4 protein-coding genes are annotated in these 4,062 nt (G+C 42.9%); 3 read left to right on the forward strand and 1 reads right to left on the reverse strand.

All coding sequences use genetic code 11. From position 1 onward, the window contains the following. Positions 1 to 213: 213 nt before the first annotated feature. Positions 214 to 1,143, reverse strand: a complete 930-nt coding sequence (locus GPDM_RS13510) for a nuclease-related domain-containing protein (RefSeq protein ID WP_237704166.1) — start codon at positions 1,141 to 1,143, stop codon at positions 214 to 216. A 622-nt stretch (positions 1,144 to 1,765) separates the two neighbouring features. On the opposite strand from GPDM_RS13510, the gene GPDM_RS13520 reads away from it, so the two are divergent. From GPDM_RS13520 to GPDM_RS13530, 3 genes are all read left to right on the forward strand, one after another. Next, the gene (locus tag GPDM_RS13520) at positions 1,766 to 3,064 is read left to right on the forward strand and encodes an NCS2 family permease (RefSeq protein WP_008432213.1); all 1,299 of its coding nucleotides are present in this window, start codon (positions 1,766 to 1,768) and stop codon (positions 3,062 to 3,064) included. 261 nt (positions 3,065 to 3,325) lie between these two features. Further along, the gene (locus GPDM_RS13525; protein ID WP_008432214.1) at positions 3,326 to 3,721 is read left to right on the forward strand and encodes a DUF2512 family protein; all 396 of its coding nucleotides are present in this window, start codon (positions 3,326 to 3,328) and stop codon (positions 3,719 to 3,721) included. Between the two features lie 139 nt (positions 3,722 to 3,860). Next, complete coding sequence (locus tag GPDM_RS13530; protein WP_008432215.1) at positions 3,861 to 4,046, forward strand: hypothetical protein; 186 nt, start codon at positions 3,861 to 3,863, stop codon at positions 4,044 to 4,046. Positions 4,047 to 4,062: the final 16 nt, after the last annotated feature.

Genomic DNA, 4,062 nt, shown 5'->3' on the forward strand with positions numbered 1-4,062 from the left:
TTTTCGCTCGCGAAAAGCGGGGCATTTCCGCTTTTGGTTTTTAGGGCCCAGGAGCGGACTTCGCCGTAGTGTATGCACGGTGTGAGGATAGATACGCGCGCAGGAAGAAATTTGCGCACGGTGGAGAAATGCTTATGCGCGTTCCGTAAAAAATACGCGCGAACGGTCCGCGAAATGCAAAAAAGCCTCCCACCCAAGTGAGAGGCTTCCTCATTATTTGCGCAATTGGTAAGAGCGAGATTTTGATTGTCCCACTCTTTTCAAATCGAGCTGACATAACAACCTTGTCGCCACAGATCTGGATTCGAATCCGCAAAACGCGCGAAGTTTTTGATTGGTGATAGTGGTTTCGACAAAGCTGAAGTATTCTTGAATCGCTAAAAGATGAGCTGAAGGATTTTGGAAGCCACAATTTTTGCACAGCCAGCTTTTGTTTAGTCGCTGCATGCTGAGCGATTGGCAAGAAGAGCAGAATACGCCGGACTGCAATTCTTTGGGGTCAATAAAGTAATAGCTACATAAAGGGGGTTGTTCATAAGGGGTTTGATTGGTCACAATCAATTTCTGGATTTTCGCCAGTTTGCAATTTTCGGCTTCAAGGGGGAAAGCCTGTAGAATTCTTAGCAAGTATTCAATCATTTGATAGGTTTTGCATACAGAAACGCCATGCGGCTTGGAAATAAATTCGCAATCTTTCGCAGTAAAGACGATCAGTCCAGAAACGGGTAAATTAATTTTTTTCATTTTAAAATATTGTGTGAGGAAGCGAATGTGTTTCTGGAGTTGGATTTTAGGGTTTTCCATAACGGAGCGTTCGCCTGCTAAATTAACGCGAGAAAATTCGCCCGTCTTCTCATCGAAATGTAGCTGTCCACTAATGTTTTTGGACTCGATAATAATTGCTCCTTTTTCAGTAAGCAAGAGTCCGTCCATTTGCACAGACCAAGTACCAATTTTCAAATTTACATCCCATAAAATACGGAAATCTTCCTCCATGTAAAACTCGTTAAACTTTCTTTTAATGCGTTCTTCGCCACGTTTTCCAGCGGTCGTCCAAGAGAGTTGTTGCTCAAGAAATTGACGCTGCGGATGTTGAGGGCCAAGCCTAGAAAGCAATAATGTTAAAGCTTCTGCTTGTGACAATAAACCAATTGTTTTTGTTATATGAATTCCTCCTTTGTGTGAATTACTAGAATTATAGCATTCTCATCGGTCCTGCAAAAGCTTATTTTGAAGACCCTAATTACCGGCTTTTCGCTAGCGAAAAGCGACAAACCCAAACGGCGTTGCCTTATGCACGTTTCCCGGGAAATACGCACGCTCGCGAGAGATACGCGCGGTGAAGAGAAAATACGCACGCCCTGCGAGAGATACGCGCGGTGGAGAGAAAATACGCACGCCCCGCGAGAGATACGCGCGGTGGAGAGAAAATATGCGCTCTCCGCGAGAGATACGCGCGATGGAGAGAAAATACGCACGCTCGCGAGAAATACGCGCGATGGAGAGAAAATACGCACGCTCGCGAGAGATACGCGCGGTGAAGAGAAAATACGCACGCTCGCGAGAGATACGCACGCTCGCGAGAGATACGCGCGGTGGAGAGAAAATACGCACGCTCCACGCCAAATACGCACGCACCGAAAAGAACCACAAAGCGAGCCATCTTGACAGCGCCTTCTTTTTAGATTACACTCCTACCTTGGCTTACCTATTTCGATAGGCAGAGCGGGTAGGGAGAGGGCTAATTTAATAGAAGGTTATGACTATGTTTAATTGGATGGATCGGTATTTCGGTCTTCAGGAAAATGAAACGACAGTTAAGCGTGAAATGACAGCGGGCTTGATCGGCTTTTTTACGGTAGTTTACATTATTGCCGTCAATGCGTTGATTTTGTCGGAAGCAGGTATGCCGCTTGAAGCAGCGATTGTTGCGACAATTGTGGCATCGGTTTTTGGCTGTTTGCTCATGGGCTTTTGGGGCAATGCGCCGATTTTGTTAGTGCCGGGTATGGGCATTAATGCGCTATTTTCTTACACGATGGTTCAGTCTATGGGCTTGTCTTGGCAGGAAGCGCTAGCGGTTGTATTTGTTTCCGGCGTGATCTTTGTGGCAGTAGCATTTACGCGTTTTGCGAAAATGCTGAGCGCTGCAGTGCCACATTCGTTGAAAGAAGCCATCACTGTTGGACTGGGCTTGTTCTTAATGCTGATCGGTCTGGAAAAAGGCGGTATTGTTGAGCGTGGCACGAGTTCGATTTTGGCACTCGGTTCGCTAGCTGATGCGCATGTATTGGCGACCGTACTCACGGTCATTATTGCAGTGGTCTTGTTTATTCGCAACGTGCCAGGGAATTTCCTGATTACGATTGTTGTTGGAACCATCATTGCCGCGTTTTTCGGACTTATCGATTTTGGCAGTATGAACGAGTCTTCGATCAATGCCACAGAAGCTTTTGCGGTGTTTGGTGCATTGTCTTTTGGCAATATCCTGTCCACGACGTTTTGGGTCGCGGTATTTTCTTTGACCATGGTGTTGGTCTTTGAAAACATTGGATTGGTTCATGGACAAGTGGCGTTTATCGAGCGTCCTGAGAAGTTCAGTCGAGCTTTTCAGGCCACGTCTGTGTCGGCAATGACGTCTGGTATTTTTGGGACGAGTCCAACTGTAGCAACAGTTGAAAGTGCAGCAGGCATGACAGCGGGCGGTCGTACTGGATTAACGTCGATTACGGCAGGACTGTTATTTCTTATTGCATCGTTTTTTATTCCTGTTATTAAACTGATTCCAGATAGTGCAATTGCGCCAATCTTGATCATCATCGGCTTTTTGATGCTTCAAAACATCAAAAACCTTGATATGAAAGACATGAGCGAAAGCTTTCCGGCTTTGCTGATTGTGGCGTTAATACCGTTTACGTACAGCATTGCTGATGGAATCGCAATCGGTTTTATTATGTACCCAATTTTAAAAATTGCTGTCGGTAGAGGGCGTGAAGTTTCTCCAACGCTTTATGTCATCGCTAGTTTATTTTTAGCAAACTTTATTTTTCATTATTTAGGATAATTGATTCGTATTCAAGTACTTGTTAAGAAAGTATGGAAGACTGGGGACAAACTCGTCTGAGTTTGTCCCCAGTCTTTTTGTGTTTTTAGTAGTTTTTGTTAAACACCAATCTCCTTCTGAATACCAAGAGGTAAAGTAGATGAAGAGAGACGAAGTTTTTCGTTGAATTCTACTTTTGAAATTTTTTGTTTTATACGGTTTGCTTGGAAGAAATGGGGTATATAGCAATTAACTATTAAAATATTTCAGGAGGTATATACAATGTACTATATTGAAGCTTTATTCATTAAGTTTTCAATGATTTTTGCAGTTCTCTTCATTATCTTAGGACTTGTATATGGAGTTGAGGTCTTTGAAATATTTGTTTTTACTATTATTATCACAGTGGTTGGATTTGTAGGAGATTTGATCATCTATCCAAAAACTTCGAATAAGTTGGCGACGGGCGGAGATTTTTTTATCGTCTTTATTGCGGTATGGCTATTGGGATTATGGATGATTGAAAACATTGATTTTTCAATCGTTATGGCCTCTATTTTTTCAGCTCTACTTGTTGCAGCTGGCGAATGGTTTTTCCATATATACTTAACTAAACGTGTTTGGGGAAAAAAAGAAACCTCTCATACTACAGAGCATGATGAACCGAGGCAATCTTAAGAAAAGCTAGAGGGTCAATGAAGAAACTAAGTTTCGCATTTGATCCTCTTTTTATAAACCACGCACTTGCTGAGCAAGTGCGTTTTTTTCTGCATCAGTGTACAATATAGACAAGAAGATTCAAAAGGAGCGGATACAGATGAAATACACCAAATCCAAAATGGAGCAATTGGTCAGTGATCATCCGGAATTGAAAAAACGGTTGAAAGTATTGATGAAAGACATGGAGCTTGAAAAAGGCTTTGCATTAAAAGCGCTTTATCACTCAGAAGTCACAGACAATGGACCTTACCAAAAAGACTACCAAGATCTTGACTGGCAATAAAACCACACAAAACGCC

This window comes from Planococcus donghaensis MPA1U2, assembly GCF_000189395.1.
In the GTDB taxonomy this organism is placed as follows: domain Bacteria; phylum Bacillota; class Bacilli; order Bacillales_A; family Planococcaceae; genus Planococcus; species Planococcus donghaensis_B.